This window comes from Pelosinus sp. UFO1, from assembly GCF_000725345.1.
Lineage (GTDB): Bacteria > Bacillota > Negativicutes > DSM-13327 > DSM-13327 > Pelosinus.
The window spans coordinates 4416660-4433928 of record NZ_CP008852.1 but is presented as its reverse complement, the minus strand read 5'-3'; the positions used below and the strand labels follow the sequence as shown (position 1 = coordinate 4433928).

Below are 17269 nucleotides of genomic sequence, written 5' to 3'. Positions count from 1 at the left end.
AGTTAATATAATCTTAAAAAATAGCAGGAAAAATTAATACAAATGCTGAATATTTTTCAATATATAGAATATATTACTTATATGGAGATTTGTTTTGAAGATCTTTCACTGCTAGAAAGCAATTGTCATCAAAAGAAATTTTTGTATGACAAAAAATTCTCGCAGTAGTGAATAGATATGAACTGTAAACTTTAAGTAGGGATAACATTGAGGAAACATGGATACTCAAAAGATATCCTTCCTTAGGTGGAAGTTCATCGTAACCCCAAAAAATATAAAACCTAAGGAGAGATTATCATGAAAAAACAATTAGTAGCTTCCTTGGCAGCGGCAATGATACTTGGCGTAGCTGGTACTTCTTTCGCTGCAACAAATCCTTTCTCTGACGTTCCTGCAAAACACTGGTCCTATGATGCTGTAAGCTCATTGGCAAAAGCAGGTATCGTTGACGGTTATGGCGATGGCACATACAAAGGCGACAAAATGATCAGCCGTTATGAAATGGCTCAAATCGTAGCAAAAGCTATGGCTCATTCCGACAAAGCAGATGCTAGCCAAAAAGCTACCATCGACAAACTTTCCGTAGAATTCGCTAGCGAATTAGAAGGTTTGAATGTTCGCGTAACTAAATTAGAAAAAAATTCTTCTACTATCAAAGTAACTGGTGAAGCTCGTTTGAGATTTGAAGATACTGATCAAACAACTAATAAAATTAACTTACGTACTCGTGTACATCTTGATGGTACTATCAATGACCAATGGGCTTATTATGGTCGTTTACAAGCCGTCAACAACTTAAAAGGTGGCGACGATAACACTGTAACTATGGATAATGCCTATGTAAAAGGACAAATCGCTGGAACGACTGCTACTATTGGTCGTTTTGATTACTTCTTAAACAATGGTTTAATGATTGATAGTACATTAAATGGTGTAGACTTCCAATTCGGTAATGTAGTAAAAGCTGATGTATTCTATGGTAAAGAAAATAATAATGATGTATGGGGCCTTGGAACTACCAACTATTTAGAAGTAACTGGTCTTGGTTTGAAATATAACACTTCAAAAGCAACTACTTTAAACGGTGGTTACTACCAGTTCAAGGATAAAGATAATAATGGAGAATTGAATGGATTTAGCGGTACTGATAAAGTAAAAGTTTGGGAAGCTGGCTTTACTACAAAGTTCACTCCTAACTGGAGCTTAAGCAGTTCATACGGTGCTTCAGATGCTGATAACGAAAATAAAGCATATTATGCTGAGCTTGGTTATAAAGGCGCTGACAAAAAGAAAGTTGGTTCTTATGGCACATGGGTTAACTACCGTCATTTAGAAGCTAATGCATCTCCTAAGGCTACTTTTGATGGCGCATACAGTGCATTGGGTCAACCGACTTATGGTACTAAAGGTTACGAAGTAGGATTTAACTACACTCCAATGTTGAACACTGTTCTTCGCGTTAAATATGCTGATTTGAAACCTATTGTTAATTCCACTGAAAAAACTAAATTCTATCAAGCACAAGTTGAGTTCTTCTTCTAAGAAAAGCTCACTGAAAAAGCCGCTGGCATATGCCAGCGGCTTTTCTAATATAGCGTTTTACCCATAATTTCCAGCAGGAAATAATAACAGTTACATCGAAGGTATAACTATCCAATCATAATGCAAAAAGGTGGGGAAATCATGAAAAAACGATTTATTACAGGTCTGCTAGTCGTTTGCATGCTATCTGTAGCTGCAGTACCCGTTACCCAAGCCTTTGGACTTGGTGACATTCTAAAGGTTGGAGGTATTTCCATTCTAATTGATAAGTTTTCTGGTCAATTAAATGGTTTCATCAACACCCTCACATTTAAACATGGTGCTGGTTCCGACTACGCAACAAAAGTTGTGCCGATTCTCAGTTTTGGCAACGGTGGTTACATAGGGGCTGCTCAAGTTATTGGGACGCAGGAATTAGTAGATCAAACGCAGGCTGTTGTTCAAATTGAAGGTGACTTCAGTGGAAGAACATTTCGCGTAAAAGCCTTAATACCTATCGACAGCAAAAATCCTGTAAACTTCTCTCGTGTCAACGGTGTTGGCGTATCGGCCATTATTGATGTGAAGATTTAGTAAAAACAAGACATTTTTGAACCACAAAAGCACAAAACTGCTATCGCAGTACACAAAGGATAGTAAGAACCCCTTTGTGCCCTTTGTGTCTTTGTGGTTCATTTCTTTTTCTTTTTCTTCTCTATGTCCTCTGAGCCTCTGCGGTTAACGCAAGCCTTATATTTTTTTATTATCTAATAGTTAGTCCCAGCAGGAAAATTTTGTAGTAATCACGAATTATGATATAAATAGACAAATCAAAAGGGGGATATATACTACAATGTGGCGTAAATTTATCAGTTTAACAATACTTACATTATTTATATGTTCGAATATGGGGCTAGTTTTTGCTAAATCTGTTTCTGAAATGACAGTGTTAGATAAGGTTGCTGCTGTGGAAAAATTTTTCTATGGTGCCGAAATGACAGGGGCGTTAGTGGAACGCATGAGTAAGTTAGAAAAAGATGTAATGGGAAAAGAAAGTAAGGATGCTCTATTAAACCGTGCGGATACTCTATACTCTTATTGTCACGATAACTTTGTAGATGCACCGTCTTTTTTTATTAAATTGAATGCTGTGGAATGGTCTCTTACTCATACGGTCACAGCGGGACCAGCTAAAGCACGGATTGAGAATCTAGAACACGTTCTGACAGGGGTTCCTTCTACAGGTTCTTATGACGAACGGTTAAATAAATTATTGAAGTTAGCTTATGCAAATGGCAAAATTTCAATTACAAATGCGGCAGTAAGTAAAGATAGCTTATTGAAGATAAAGTTGGTTACACCACTTAATACACGCACCAGTCGCCCTGGAGATGTAGTAACATATCAGACAGCAGATGATATTTATGTTGATGGAAATTTAGTAATTCCTAAAGGGTCACAAGGTCAAGGAGTCGTAACTAAGGTGGAAGGGGCCAGAAATTTTGGTCGCAATGCTCAATTGCAAGTTACCTTTGATACAGTTGAAGCCATTGATGGCACAATGATAAATACAATCTTAGGAGAAAAAGCAAAGGAAGAGAATAAGTCATTAGCGACAGCTGCTGGTGCTTCTATTGCGGGTATGGCCATTTTAGGACCCATTGGTATCGTTGGGGGGGCCTTTGTTCATGGTAAAGAAGTAGAGATTCCTGTAGGTACGGAAATGTACATTCAGACAAAAGTAGAAACGAGTGCATATGGCATTCAAGGGAAATAATTAGGTGAATTTTTACGAAAGCCGTCATTAGACGGCTTTTTCTACATATTGCCGTATGGAGTTATGCGCGAAAAGTGGTATAATAATAGAGTAAAATGAGGAAAATCTCTTATTATGTCCGTTTTCCTCACTAGGCTAGAAGTATGACGATGTGAAGACTGCTTCGCTAATCAATAAATATTTTTCGGATAGGAGAAAGTAATGCAAATAAAGAAATTTATGGTTTGTGCATCCGTATTGATGTTAGTATCTAGTGTTTCTATTGTAGGACAAGCCGCGAATACAAAAGATAACGTAACTCCTGACCCTAAGGATAATTCTAAAAAAAATGCTGCTGAGAAAGCAGAACCTAAAGCACCTATGGTAATCCAAGCTGATAATCTAAAATATAACGAAGAAACAGGAGACCTATTTGCCGAAGGCAATGTAGTGGTAACTAAAAATACAGATACCATACTTACCGACGCCATGCGAGGTAATAGCAAGCAGACAGAAGTGTGGATAGACGGGAAAGCCACTCTGCAGCAGCCAGGTACTAATCTTGTTGGTACATCGACTCATTACAACTACACTACGCACGTGGGAAACATGAAGCAAGTAAAAGGGGTAGTAGGTAAAGAGCATATGTCAGGAGAAAACATGGAGCTTTTTCCTGATAAGCTAATCGCTCATAATGGAACAGCTACCAAGTGTCCAGCGATAGTCCCCGATTATCATATGAGTGCAGAACGGATAGAAGTTTGGCCTGGAGAAAAAATGATTGCCTATAATGCCAAATTTTGGATTAAAAATGTTGTAATCTACTCTGTACCAAAGTATGAAACTTCATTAGTGAAGGGTGAGGGGGAAACTCCATTTCCTCGCATAGGTTATAACTCACATGATGGTTTTAGAATTTTTCAATACTTAGAATATCCTATCGCTGACAAGTTAGCAGCATTTGGTGATTTAAGATATTATTCAAAGGATGGTTTTAAACCGACCTATGGTGTAATTGATCGCCAGAAAAACTATACTTTAAAATTATATAATGGTAACTTGGAAAATAGTGATGATGAATGGATTAAAATAGAATCAGAGTTTATGTTTACGCTAAAACCTCAACGTTTAGGTAAAGTGGTAGGTAGTTTTACTGCCAGCAATGGGAAATGGATCCAAGGTGATATTTCAGGCTGGCGCCAAGATTACAAGTTATATTTTCAACGTGATCCCATTCAACTTAGTAAGAAAGTAACTTTAGATGTTGGGACAGGATATGAGAAAGCAATTTATGGCTATAACAATTCTGTTGATAATATATGGAGTATTGATACTCGCATTACAGCAAAACCAAATGACAGGTTAGAAACGTGGGTAGGGTATTCTTACCGTAATGAATCAGGAAAATCGGTCTATGAATATGACAAAATTGATATACCAAGAGAATTAACCAGCGGTGTTACTTACAAAGTAGATAAACTGAATTCTGTAGGTGTAAAAGTGGACTATGATTTAGATCGTGATACTGTGAAAGATGTAGACTATACATGGTCTCATAATTTACATTGTTTTGATGCAGATCTTACCTATCGTGCAAAACGTGGACAATGGAATGTAAAAGTAGCCGCTGTTAAGTGGTGATAAATAGAGAGGTTATTTATGTTGCAAAAGTCGTTAGTTGAACTTATAGAAAAGATGCAAGGGAAAAAGATAATGGTGATTGGCGACATGGTAGCCGATGTTTATCTAGAAGGTGAGATATCTAGGATTTCTCGGGAGGCTCCAGTATTAATCTTGGAACATTCAATTGAGAATGTAGTTCCAGGTGGTGCTGCCAATGCTGTGCACAATGGTGCTACCCTAAAGGGAACTATCTATGCAGTTGGTGTAGTCGGAAATGATTTTGCCGGGCAGGAGTTGTCCCGCGTACTGCAAAGCAAAGCGGTAGATACAGAGGGGTTACTGTTAGATAGCAGTCGTCCCACCATTACGAAAACAAGGATTATGGCAGGTGGACAAGCCACTGTTCGCCAACAAATTGTCCGTATTGATAAAGAAAAAAAAGAGAAGTTATCATTTGAAGTGGAGCAAGCAGTGAAGTCTTATATTACAGAGTATATAAAGGACATGGATGGCGTGGTCATAAGCGATTATGGGAGTCATACTGTTACACCAAGTATAATTGAAGGTGTCATCACTAAGTGCCACCAAAACAATATACCTTGTATGGTAGACTCCAGATATAATGTAATGTCATATCATGGGATTACCGTAGTCAAGCAAAACGAATCCGAGGCCGCCGCTGCTGTTGGTGATGATATTAAGGATCGAGCTACGCTATTGCATGCAGGTAAGACCATTCTAGAAAAACTAGATGCAGAGGCCGTTCTCATAAGCCGTGGTCCTGATGGTATGTCTTTATTCGAAAAGTCTGGTAAGGTCACTCATATTCCAGTTACTAATAAAAGTGAAGTTTATGATGTAACTGGTGCAGGGGATACTGTAGTTGCCACTATGATTTTGGCCCTAGCTGCAGGAGCCTCCTATGAAGATGCAGCGCGCCTATCCAATTTTGCTGCTGGCATTGTAGTTAAAAAACCAGGTACAGCCACAACCACTCCTGCCGAACTTCGCCAAGCGATAGATGAACACTTTGAGTAGAAATATATTTAACCACAAAGACACAATTGCACTGAGGTGCAACACAATGGAGAACTTATAGTAATAAAGTATAAAAATCTTTGTGTCCTTTGTGTCTTTGTGGTTAAGACTTCTTAGATACTTTTTAAAAAGTAGGTGCAATATGAAAATTGTAGATTCTAACCAAATTAAGAATATAGCAGACCAACTGAAAGCCGATGGTAAAACAATTGTGTTTACCAACGGCTGTTTTGACATTCTTCATGTAGGTCATGTTCGCTACTTGCAGGCCGCCAGAGAACATGGCGACTGCCTAATCCTAGGCCTCAACAGTGACCAATCGGTTCGTACCCTAAAAGGACCTACGCGTCCTATAAATACCCAAGATGACCGAGCCGAAGTTCTATCGGCTCTTTCTGCTGTTGATTATGTAGTAATATTTGAAGAAGCCACAGCTGAAAACTTAATCTCTCAGATCAAACCAGCCATCTATGTAAAAGGTGGCGACTACAACATCAAGGACCTCCCCGAATCCGCTATAGTCTCTCAGCACGGCGGCCAAACCATCCTCATCCCCGAAGTAATCGGCAAATCATCAAGTAATATTATAAAAAAAATCACAGAAAAAATTAATTGAACCACAAAGGCACAATTGTGCTAACGCACAACACAAGGGGGCTGAAAGATGCACGGAGTTTTAGATGATAAGACAGGTGTATTAGCTAATAAGGTTATTGGCGCAGCTATAGAAGTTCATAAAGTTCTGGGACCAGGCTATCTAGAAAGTGTATATGAACAAGCTTTATCCCTAGAATTAATTTTACGTAAGATACCATTTGAAAGTCAAAAATCACTTGCAATAAATTATAAAGGTCATCTAATTGGAGAAGGTAGATTGGATTTATTAGTGGATAAAGTATTGATTATTGAATTAAAAGCAGTAGAAAGTTTAATGCCAATACACAATGCTCAACTACTGTCTTATTTGAAAATTACCGGATTACAATTAGGATTATTAATCAATTTTAATGTAACTTCCTTACGCAATGGAATTAAACGTATAATACTGACATAACCCCTTTGTGTCCTTTGTGTCTTTGTGGTTCAAAATTTTTAGAAACTCTGAGGTATCTACACATGACTTATAAAAATATCCTTATAGTAAAACTCAGCGCCATTGGTGATGTAATTCATGCTTTGCCTGTTTCATATGCTTTGAAGCAGACCTATCCTGATGCACGTATTACATGGGTGGTAGAAAAACCAGCCTACGATCTTTTAACCAATAATCCGTATATTGATGAAATTATCATATTTGATAAGCCAAAATTCAAATCCCTAACAGGTTTATTAACTAATGGATATAAATTCTCACAACAACTCAAAGCCCACAATTTTGACCTAGCTATTGATTTGCAAGGTTTATTTAAAAGTGCCGCCATTTCTTATCTCAGCGGTGCACCCCAACGATTGGTTTACTGCAATGCACGAGAACTAAGTGACAAAATCGGGCAACGAATTTGTGGCGACCATCAAAATGGTCATATTGTTGATCAATATCTAGATGTTGCAAGGTACTTAGGATGTAAAATAGATGACGTCGTTTTCCCTATGAACATTATAGAACTGGAAGCCAAAAAGGCTGAAGCCATTGCTAACCATGCTGGTTTAAAATTAGAGAATGCCTACGTTGTCCTGGCTCCTGGTACGAATTGGCCATCAAAATGCTGGCCAACCACTCATTTTGCCAAGCTAGCGGACGAGCTTTATGATGCCAATATAATTCCAGTCATCATTGGCGGACCTAATGATCAACGACTAGCAGCAGAAATAATTTCAAGAACTAAGATACCACCCATTGACCTAACGGGAAAAACGTCTCTGAAACAATTAGCCTATATTATAAAAAAATCAAAAGCCTTTATTGGTGGCGATACTGGTCCTATGCATTTGGCAGTGGCAGTAAGAACGTCCGTAGTGACCATGTTTGGTCCTACTGACCCTAAGCGGAATGGACCTTATGGAGAGAATCATAAAGTGCTACTGGCATCACACTCATGTCAAGGCTGCTGGCAGCGTAAGTGTCCCCAAAATAGTGATTGCTTGTCAGAAATCACAGTATGCCAAGTTATTGATAAATTACAGGAAATTATATAATTAAGACTATCAGTGTTACAGTGAGAAATTTGTAGCAGGCAAATATTGTGTTATGGAGTGATTTTACATGGGGCGCTTTAGTGTTTTTTTTGAGAGCATTCAAAAGGATTTAAAAACATATTTATTTTTGATAGTTTTATTATGCGTATACCGGGGTGCATTTATTTTTATTATGCAGGAATATATTGGGCCGCATACAGCAATGACTGAAATTGCTCGGGCTATGTGGGCAGGATTACGGCTTAGTCTAAAATCAGCTGGGATTATAGCGCTGATTTCTTTTTTGGCTTGTACGCTAACAACGGTAATGTTACCTAGGCTCAATACCAATCGTCTTAGAGTTGTTTTAGGATATGTTTATATTGTAGTCTTGTCTATTTTATTTCAGGCAAGGATTCCCTATTATCGTGTATTTAATGTGACATTTAATCAGAACATTTATAACACATTCAATGATGATGTATATGCCTTATTTATTACAATGATTCAAGAATATAATCTGCCGTCTAGAATCTTAGGCGCAATACTAATTAGCGCTATTATTTGTTATTTGTTTAAACTGGTTCTATTTAGCAGAAATTATAAATTGCCCCAATTTACAGCAACGAAAAATTTGCTGCTGCGTTGCAGCATAATTGCCAGTATTCCTGTCTTTATGCTTTTTATGAGATTTGGGGGTAGTTTTACTTACAACCATTCAATTAATTGGGAGAATGCTGCGATTACTAAAGATACATTTCTAAATGAGGCCGTTTTGGATGATATACAGGCATTATATCGTGCTTATAGCGTCAATGAACGTATGTCCCAGGGGGCTGTGGCCAGTGGTGTACATAAAGAAAAAATTCGCGAGTACGCTAAAATGGCTGCCGGAAATGATATCGAATCAGATCGTATGGATGATTATTTAATTCGGCATGCAGCTGGAGCAAAAATTGCAAAACCACGACATATTTTTATTATTTTAGGTGAAACCTATGCCCAGTGGCCACTGATGGAAAAATATAGCAAGTTGAATCTTGCAAATGGATTAAAGGAAATTATACAGCAAGATAATGCTATATATACGAGTTCTTTCTTGCCGAATGGTTCATTTACGCAAATGGCAATTTCGGCCATGGTGTCTGGATTGTCAGATGTATCTGTACCTGTAAATTATCAACCGCGAAGTTATGAAAAACCTTATGCTACGGCTTTGGCTCCGCAGATGCAGAAACTGGGATATAAAGTTGATTTTTGGTATGGTGGGTTTCCATCATGGGAGCGAATTAAAGATTTTACATTGGCACAGGGCTTTGATCATTTTTATAGTTCTACAGATTTTGCTGCTGAGCAGGATAATATCTGGGGAACCAAAGATGAATATATTTTTCAGGCACTCTTAAGCCACCTTTCTGAAGAAGAGCCAACGGTTCATTTGATTTTAACGGTATCGAATCATCCGCCATATAATTTGGATTTGGAAAAATCAGGATTCGATCCTGCTCAAATTATTGATGGATTGCCGGAGGAGCAGAAAAACAATCAAGAACTGATTCGGCAATTGGGACATTATTGGTATATGGATAAAGTAGTTCATGATTTTGTAAGAGAGACGGAGCAAAAATATCCAGATAGTTTGTTTATTATCACGGGGGATCATGCAGATCGTCTTAATGTTACGAAAACTCCAGTACCATTTGAACGATATACGATTCCACTTGTAATTTATGGACAAGGAATTACCAAAGATATGTTACCAAAAGATAGGGCGGGTGGGCATGTCAATATTATGCCGACGCTGATTGAACTCCTTGCACCAGAGAACTTTACTTATTATTCCATCGGGAATAGTCTAACGAAAGAAAATAAAGTTGGCTTTAATCCTGCTTTTTGGATTACACCCCATGCGATGGGAAGTATAGAGCATCCGGATGAATATGAGATATTATCCGCTACCGATGACAAGGAAATACGACATGAAAAAGAAAGTGCTGAAGAAAAAGTATCAATGATGAGAACAATATCTTCGTGGATTTTATTAAAAGGAAATCAGCTTTAAGGAGTGCAGCGAGTGAATATTTTAATTTTATTCTCGCAACCTTGGCGAGTGGGCGGAGCAGAAACACATGTAGAGGCATTATTAAAAGGCTTAGAAGGACATAATCTGTTTCTTGCTGTGAATGAAGGTAGCAATGAAGAAAAACTAGCACAATTGAAGCAGAATTTTCCGCGCATAACAATTGTTATAATTCAGGCACGTGGTGCAAATCTGCTCAGATGGAAAAAGGATCTTGCAATGTTATGTGATTTGGTAAAACGAGAGCATATTGATGTGATTTCTGCTCAACAGAGAACTGCCGGAATATGGGCGCATATAATTCGTTACTATATGCATATCCCTTATACAGTAACGATGCATGATCCTTGGCATCGGGCAATGTTTAAATCTATTTACGCTAAAATGTTTACTGCAATATTTGTCGTAAGCCGTAATCTTGCGAATAAACTGATCCAAAACTTTGGCTTTTCAGAAAAACAAATTTTTCTAATCAATAATGGAATCGATTTTCAGGCGTTTAAACCGACCTCCAAAGAAGTATGTCGTGAAAAACTGGGGCTTGCGCCAGAAGACAAAATGATTTTGCATGTCAGTCGGCTAAGCAATGTAAAAGGTGCAGTGTCGTTGACGGTAATTGAGAGTATGAAATATGTCCTGAAAAAACGGACAGATGTAAGATTGGTTATTATCGGTGAAGGCCCGATGCGAGATGAGATTAATGATAAAATTGCTGAGTTCAATCAGATGTATGGTGATAAAATCAAAATTTATGATTTTGTAACCAATATTACTGATTGGTATAATGCAACGGACATTCTAGTTGGTGAAGGAAGAGTAGCTATGGAAACGCTAGCATGTATGAAACCGATTGTTGCGATTCGGAATGTGCGTGCATTTATCGGCTCGATTGATGCCAAAAATATTGCCTATGCTTGTGATGTGAATTTTGATGGGAACGATCAGATGGTTACCCCAGAAAACATGGCAAAAGAAATAGAGAAGGCATTGCAGCTAGACGCAAATGAAAGTGCAAAAATTGCCGAATATATTAAAGAACGTTTGAGTTTGGAAAACATGGCAAAAGCGTATCTTGATGTATTTAAGGAGATGAAATAGGAGGTCCCAAGATGAGAAAAATTTTGATCATCAATCGACTTGGAATTGGTGATGTTGTTGTCACTACACCATTGGCAAAGCTCATCAAGGACAATAATCAGGCAAAGATAGGGTTTGTTGTGGCGGCAAAATCTGCCGATTTATTAGTAAATCACAGTTATATTGATGATGTGTTTGCCTATAGTAAAAAAGATAAACAAAAAATTATTTCTGAAATCCGACAAAAAGAATACAATGAAGCTATAATTATCGACGAACGGTTTAGCTCGACCTTGCTGGCATGGAAGGCAAACTGCAAGTTATTAAATAAGGGCTTTGAAATATCTTTAGGAGCAAGCCGTTTGTTTCAACGGAAAATGCGTAAAGTAAAGGCAATCGAAGATTTTTCAACCTACATTCAGCTGGTAAATCCTGAAGTAACAAAATATGAAATAAATGCAGTTTTGGGAAATCCGGATAAAAATAGAATCGAATATCTTAAAGAATGGATTGAACAGCAGAAAGAAATTAGTAGCAGGCTGGTATTGATTGTTCCGAAAAGTGCAGCACTCAATAAAAATTGGCCTGTTGCTTATTTCAGTAAAATTAACAGTTTCTTAAATAATAAAGGAATCATTCCTATATATATCGGTTCTAAAGGTGATATAGAATATATAGAACAAATCCAGGGGAAAAAGACAAATGCCGCAGGTCTATTTAGCCTGAGGGAATTACCAACGATTGCAAAACATGCGTCATTTGCGATTTCTGTTTGTACGGGACCGATGCATATCATCAGTACAGCTAAGGTGCCAACAATTGTTCTTTACGGCCCAAGCGATCCCGTACGTTGGGCCCCGCCTAATGCAATTGTTCTGCAAAATAAACTGCCATGTGTTCCTTGTGAACGGCTTGATTGTACACAGAAAAAGGGACAAACATGTATGGAATTAATTACGCCGGAACAAGTGGAGAAAATCATTATAGAACAAGGCTGGATATAGATGGAATGTAGGAGAGAAACTTATGAATATAAAACATGCAGTATTAGAGCAGCAATCCTTTGGTAGAATCAAATATGTAGAAAAAAAACCAATTCATATTGCATTTGGCGTGGATGCTAACTTTATACGCCCAATGGGTGTTGCAATGACATCCATAATTGATAATAATCCCAATCAAAGTCTTATTTTTCATGTATTTGCAAATTCTATCGAAACCGTCGATGTAGAACGTCTAAAGATACTGGCGGATAGAGAAGAAGTTTTCATTCATTTATACTTGATTAATCAAGATGTTTTTAAGTCCCTTCAAACGACTTGGAACTACACAGTAGCTACTTATAATCGATTCATCGTTGCGAAACTCTTATATCCGTCTGTTGAACGAGTCATTTATATGGATGCAGATATGGTATGTACGGGTAATTTAGGTGAACTTGTTAAGATGAATTTTGAAGATAATATTGCAATGGTTGTACATGATCAGGGGAAATTTGTTGCCAGTCATATGAAAACCTTAGATTTGAAACATGATCGCTACTTTAATGCTGGTATGCTTTATATTGACTTAAAAGCATGGAATGAAAATCAAATTTCAGAACAAGCAATAGAGCTACTGCGACAGAGAAAGTTTTTTTTGTTAGATCAGGATGCATTGAATATTCTTCTAGATGGTAGAGCAAAATTCATTGACCGTAGGTGGAATGAAATTTGTAATATGGAGAAAAAGAATAGTAAAGTTTCAGAAGAGGCTGTACTTGTACATTTTGCCTCACGTAACAAACCTTGGCACACTTGGTGCATTCATCCGGAAAAAGAATTATTTATTCGCTACTCAGAGGCTTCTTTATGGAAAGATGTTCCTTTCTTCAGTCAGCCGCGCAGCTATAAGGAAATGAAAATGATGGGGGCGGCTATGCTCCATCAAGGGAACTATAAAGAAGCGTTATCCTGGTACTGGAGATATTGGAAAGTGCGAAAGAAAGAAAAAAATAGTATATAAGGATGAAGGATAATGGAAATTTTTGAAGGCATTATTTTAAAAATAGAACAATTAAATGAACAGACTGGTTTTCAAGAGATGCAAGCCGATTTTCACATTGCTTTTGGCATTGATAAAAACTTTGCCAGAGGTATGGGAATATTAATGCATGCAATTCAATCACATAATGCAGAAGAAAAAATCGTATTTCATGTTTTTACCGATGGAATTGATCAAAGTGATTTAAAAAAACTGAAGGAACTCACCGTATATCAGAACATTATTATCCAAATTTATCATATTGACATTAATGTCTTTAAAAGCTTGCCAACAACCTTGGCATGGTCCTATGCTACCTATTATCGGTTTATTATGGGGAAAGTTTTACATGGTATCGTAGATAAAGTATTATATATCGATGCGGATATTTTATGTATTGGGCCACTGGCTGGACTAAAGAATATAGATATGGGTGATAATATTGTCCTTGCAATTAGTGAAGAAGGACAGTTTAATGTAAATCGGCTTGGCTTACAGCAAGGGAAATATTTTAATGCCGGCGCTTTATATATTGATATTAATAAGTGGAATGATGCCCAAATTGCCGAACAGGCAGTTGGTTTATTGCAGCAGAATCCCGAAAAATATACCTATCTGGATCAAGATGTGTTAAATATTCTTTTAGACGGAAAAACACGTTTTATTGATAAAAAATGGAATTATCTTTATGATATGCGCAAAATGAGCAGTGAATTGCCAGAGGGTATTATATTCATTCACTTTATTGGTGATAAACCTTGGCAACGATGGTCTGAACATCATTTTATGGTAAAATTGTATGATAAATACGCGCAAAAATCACCATGGGCTAATGTTCCATTGGTTGAGCCAAGTCATTATAAAGATAAAAAAAGAATGGCAAGGTCCTATGCTAAGAGAAATATGTATATGAAGGCTTTGTACTGGTACGGTAAGTATGCAATGTCGAAAATAAAAGCGAAATAAAGAGATTAATAGCGAAGTTCGATCTTATTGCAAAGATATGGATCCTATGCTTAATTTATTAAGTTCTAGGTAGAGTGCTGTTAGAGAAGAGGTGAATTTGTGGCTTTAGTAAGTGTAGTTATGCCGATATACAATTCGGAAAATTATGTTTCCCAGGCGATTGAAAGTGTATTAAATCAAACATTAAAAGATTTTGAACTGATTTTAGTGGATGATGGTTCAACAGATAAAAGTCCGGAAATTTGCGACGCTTATGCTGAGAAAGATTCTAGAATTCAGGTCATTCATCAAACAAACGGTGGTATATGTGCAGCTCGCAATTGCGGACTAGAAATGGTGAAAGGTGAATATGTCGCATTTATCGATAATGATGATGTATATTTACCGGATTTATTGGAGGAAAATTATAATCTTGCAAAAAAGTATAATGCCGATATTTTAAAATATGGTAATAAATATATAAAACATAGGGAATTTTCACCAGCCTGTATTTGTTCTTCAGAAAAACTCGATGAAAAAAAAATAATGATTATACAAAACGAGGACATTAGAGAGAACTACAGACAGCTTAATGATGATGACTTACTTGTATACGTTTGGGATGGTCTTTTTAAGACATCCTTAATCAAAGAACATCGAATTAAATTTGATACTGCATTTAAACATGGCCACGAAGATCGCGTATTTTGTATGCAATTGTATCAATATATTGATTGTATAATCATAAATCCCAAAGTTTATTATTTGCATATCGTATATAAAGCATCTACATCAAGAGTTTTTTCGGCAGATAGGATTGGTGATACGGAAAGACTGCTTAATTATGAGCGACAATTGTTTGATGCGTTGCATTTGGAGGATTTATATCCTGATTATTGGCAGGAAAGAGTAATGACCTATGTTATTTTAACTTGCAGTATTGTTAGAAGCCCTGAAGCGCAATTATCCTTTGACGGGGTTTTATCTGTAATTCGGAGTTTAAGGGAAAAATATTATGCCAAAGCATTTGTGGGTCCACTAGGAAATGTGAAATATAAAAAAAGAATGAAAAATAAAATGTATGGATGGTTATTTGAAGATAATCATTTAAAAATATTGACCAAGCTTTTATTATTGGATAGAAAAGTAAAATATGTTTTGAATTTATTAAAAATTTAAGGTGGTGTCTTAATGCGTTTGTCTATTGCACTTTGTACCTATAATGGAGAGCGATATTTACAAGAGCAGTTAGATAGTATATTGAATCAGACATTGTTGCCTGAGGAGGTAATTATTTGTGATGACCAGTCCTCTGACAATACATGGAATATTTTAGAAAAATTTAAAAAGCAAGCCAAATTTAAAGTTAATTTGATAAGAAATGATACAAATTTGGGTTCAACACAAAATTTTGCAAAAGCTATTAGTCTCTGTTCTGGCGATATCATATTTTTAGCAGATCAAGATGATGTTTGGTTACCGTCTAAATTACAAGTAATTAAAGAGGTTTTCGAAAAAGATCAGGGTGTTGGCATGGTTTTTAGTGACGCAATTGTTACAGATGAACATCTTCGACCGTATCCTCTATCACTGTGGCAATGTATGAAATTTGATGAAAATATGCAAAAGATCGTTCATCAAGGGAGACTTTCAAGCAAACTGATAAAAAGGGGTTATGTGACTGGATGTACAATGGCATTCCAAAAAAAATGGAGATTTTTATTGGAGCCTTTCCCTGAAATATGGATACATGATGAATGGATTACATTTGTGACTGATTTGGTTAGTCGCGTGGAGTTTGTTCCACAGAAACTCATCAAGTATAGGAAACACGATAATCAGCAAATAGGGGTAAAAATTAAGAGCAGAAGTTCTTTTACAAACTGGCGTCTTTCTGTTTTTCCAGAAGGAAATCGTCGACGTTGCAAACGGTATATTGAACGAATGGAATTGGTGTTAGAACGAATTACTGCTTTTCGACAATATTTTAGGGATACCCAAATATGCGATGAATTAGTGGAACGATTTGAGCATTGGAAAGTAAGGTATACTCTTCCTGATAAACCGTGGGAAAGATGGAGAATAATTAACAAAGAAATTAAGCTAGGACGTTATCGTAAGTATTCAGGCTCTAACAGGGTCGCGTTTAAAGATTTAGTGGAGAAATAAAGAGACTATATTATTATTGTAAAGTGAAAGTCTGTGGCAATAAAAGATTGTTGTATTATTGAATTACCGAAAATGATATGGAGAGAATTAGTCAACTTTTTTATAAATCAATTAATTGATTTATAAATTACAGGGAGGATAGTTATGAAAGTAGTAATTTTAGCTGGTGGCTTTGGTACACGTATTAGTGAAGAATCTCATTTGAAACCAAAGCCTATGATTGAGATCGGAGGACGTCCTATCCTTTGGCACATAATGAAAACATATTCTCATTATGGATTTAATGATTTTATAGTTTGCTTAGGGTATAAGGGATATTGCATTAAAGAATATTTTGCGCATTATTTTCTACATGAAGCAGATGTTACGTTTGATTTTAGGATGTCAAATCAGCAATACGTTCATAATCATTATGCCGAGCCTTGGAAAGTAACGCTAGTGAATACGGGACTCAATACGCTAACAGGTGGGCGGGTAAAAAGAGTTCAGAAATATATTGGTAGTGAACCTTTTATGCTTACGTACGGCGATGGTGTGAGCAATGTAGATATTGGTCAACTATCGGAATTCCATAAGTCACATGGGAAGCTTGCAACTGTTACTTCTGTTCAGCCGTCGGGTCGCTTTGGTGCCCTTGACTTATCTGAAGATAACATTGTACAAGGCTTTCAAGAGAAACCACAAGGCGATGGCGGTTGGATCAATGGTGGTTTTTTTGTGCTACAGCCTGAAGTTTTTGATTATATTGAAGATGATAGTACTATTTTCGAACGTGCGCCTATGGAAAATTTGGCAAAGAAGAATCAACTTGTTGCTTATAAGCATAGTGGATTTTGGCAACCTATGGATACCTTGCGGGATAAAGATCACTTAGAAGATTTATGGCAGAAAAACAAAGCGCCATGGAAAATATGGTGATAGGT

The 17269-nt window shown here is 36.8% G+C and carries 16 protein-coding genes; all 16 read left to right on the top strand.

Going from position 1 to position 17269, the window contains the following annotated elements; translation table 11 throughout:
* Positions 1-297: 297 nt before the first annotated feature.
* Positions 298-1542 carry an S-layer homology domain-containing protein gene (locus UFO1_RS20875; protein WP_038673930.1) on the top strand — a complete coding sequence of 415 codons (1245 nt, stop codon included), beginning with the start codon at positions 298-300 and terminating at the stop codon, positions 1540-1542.
* 141 nt (positions 1543-1683) lie between these two features.
* The gene (locus UFO1_RS20870) at positions 1684-2115 is read left to right on the top strand and encodes a hypothetical protein (RefSeq protein WP_038673929.1); all 432 of its coding nucleotides are present in this window, start codon (positions 1684-1686) and stop codon (positions 2113-2115) included.
* A 259-nt stretch (positions 2116-2374) separates the two neighbouring features.
* Entirely contained in the window at positions 2375-3298 is a 924-nt protein-coding gene (locus UFO1_RS20865; protein WP_038673928.1) for a hypothetical protein, read from the top strand.
* A 201-nt stretch (positions 3299-3499) separates the two neighbouring features.
* Positions 3500-4918 (top strand): LptA/OstA family protein, encoded by a 1419-nt coding sequence (locus UFO1_RS20860; protein WP_038673927.1) that lies wholly within the window; start codon positions 3500-3502, stop codon positions 4916-4918.
* A gap of 18 nt (positions 4919-4936) precedes the next feature.
* Entirely contained in the window at positions 4937-5938 is a 1002-nt protein-coding gene (locus UFO1_RS20855; protein ID WP_371256616.1) for a bifunctional heptose 7-phosphate kinase/heptose 1-phosphate adenyltransferase, read from the top strand.
* 142 nt (positions 5939-6080) lie between these two features.
* Entirely contained in the window at positions 6081-6554 is a 474-nt protein-coding gene (rfaE2, locus tag UFO1_RS20850) for a D-glycero-beta-D-manno-heptose 1-phosphate adenylyltransferase (RefSeq protein ID WP_038673926.1), read from the top strand.
* A 48-nt stretch (positions 6555-6602) separates the two neighbouring features.
* Positions 6603-6992 carry a GxxExxY protein gene (locus tag UFO1_RS20845; protein WP_038673925.1) on the top strand — a complete coding sequence of 130 codons (390 nt, stop codon included), beginning with the start codon at positions 6603-6605 and terminating at the stop codon, positions 6990-6992.
* Between the two features lie 62 nt (positions 6993-7054).
* Positions 7055-8074: a lipopolysaccharide heptosyltransferase II gene (waaF, locus tag UFO1_RS20840; protein WP_038673924.1), complete on the top strand. Its 1020-nt coding sequence runs from the start codon at positions 7055-7057 to the stop codon at positions 8072-8074.
* Positions 8075-8141: 67 nt separating this feature from the next.
* Positions 8142-10115, top strand: a complete 1974-nt coding sequence (locus UFO1_RS20835; RefSeq protein WP_038673923.1) for an LTA synthase family protein — start codon at positions 8142-8144, stop codon at positions 10113-10115.
* Positions 10116-10127: 12 nt separating this feature from the next.
* Positions 10128-11231 carry a glycosyltransferase family 4 protein gene (locus UFO1_RS20830; protein ID WP_038673922.1) on the top strand — a complete coding sequence of 368 codons (1104 nt, stop codon included), beginning with the start codon at positions 10128-10130 and terminating at the stop codon, positions 11229-11231.
* Between the two features lie 11 nt (positions 11232-11242).
* Positions 11243-12214 carry a glycosyltransferase family 9 protein gene (locus tag UFO1_RS20825; protein WP_038673921.1) on the top strand — a complete coding sequence of 324 codons (972 nt, stop codon included), beginning with the start codon at positions 11243-11245 and terminating at the stop codon, positions 12212-12214.
* A 22-nt stretch (positions 12215-12236) separates the two neighbouring features.
* On the top strand, positions 12237-13214 hold the full coding sequence (locus tag UFO1_RS20820; protein ID WP_038673920.1) for a glycosyltransferase: 978 nt from the start codon (positions 12237-12239) through the stop codon (positions 13212-13214).
* A gap of 12 nt (positions 13215-13226) precedes the next feature.
* Positions 13227-14198: a glycosyltransferase gene (locus UFO1_RS20815; RefSeq protein WP_038673919.1), complete on the top strand. Its 972-nt coding sequence runs from the start codon at positions 13227-13229 to the stop codon at positions 14196-14198.
* Positions 14199-14297: 99 nt separating this feature from the next.
* On the top strand, positions 14298-15356 hold the full coding sequence (locus UFO1_RS20810) for a glycosyltransferase (protein WP_038673918.1): 1059 nt from the start codon (positions 14298-14300) through the stop codon (positions 15354-15356).
* Positions 15357-15368: 12 nt separating this feature from the next.
* Complete coding sequence (locus UFO1_RS20805) at positions 15369-16346, top strand: glycosyltransferase family 2 protein (protein WP_051789043.1); 978 nt, start codon at positions 15369-15371, stop codon at positions 16344-16346.
* A 144-nt stretch (positions 16347-16490) separates the two neighbouring features.
* On the top strand, positions 16491-17264 hold the full coding sequence (rfbF, locus tag UFO1_RS20800) for a glucose-1-phosphate cytidylyltransferase (protein WP_038673917.1): 774 nt from the start codon (positions 16491-16493) through the stop codon (positions 17262-17264).
* The last annotated feature ends 5 nt before the right edge of the window (positions 17265-17269 follow it).